Annotated in this window: 1 protein-coding gene; it reads right to left on the bottom strand. The window is 65.1% G+C overall.

What is annotated here, in order from left to right; all coding sequences use genetic code 11:
• Window positions 1–269: DDE-type integrase/transposase/recombinase (locus ACLF3M_RS35475; RefSeq protein WP_430661724.1), on the bottom strand; the 269-nt coding region annotated here is incomplete at both ends.

Below are 269 nucleotides of genomic sequence, written 5' to 3'. Positions count from 1 at the left end.
TTGCTGGCGAGCCAATCGGCGAGCTCGCCGGCGATGTAGCTTGGCCCATTGTCCGAGAGCAGGCGCGGACGATGCTGCACGCGCGCCGTGCTGCAGCCGGAGGCCTCGAGCGCAAGCTCGAGCGTGTCGGTGACGTCGCGTGCTGCCATCTTGGCGCAGAGCTTCCAGGCGATGACGTAGCGGGAGAAGTCGTCGAGCACGGTCGAGAGATAGAACCAGCCCCAGCCGATCACCTTGAGGTAGGTGAAGTCGGTCTGCCAGAGCTGGTT

The organism is Falsiroseomonas sp. HW251 (genome assembly GCF_050563545.1).
In the GTDB taxonomy this organism is placed as follows: Bacteria; Pseudomonadota; Alphaproteobacteria; order Acetobacterales; family Acetobacteraceae; genus Falsiroseomonas.
The sequence above is the reverse complement of the archived record's forward strand: the minus strand, read 5'-3'. Positions and strand labels throughout refer to the sequence as shown.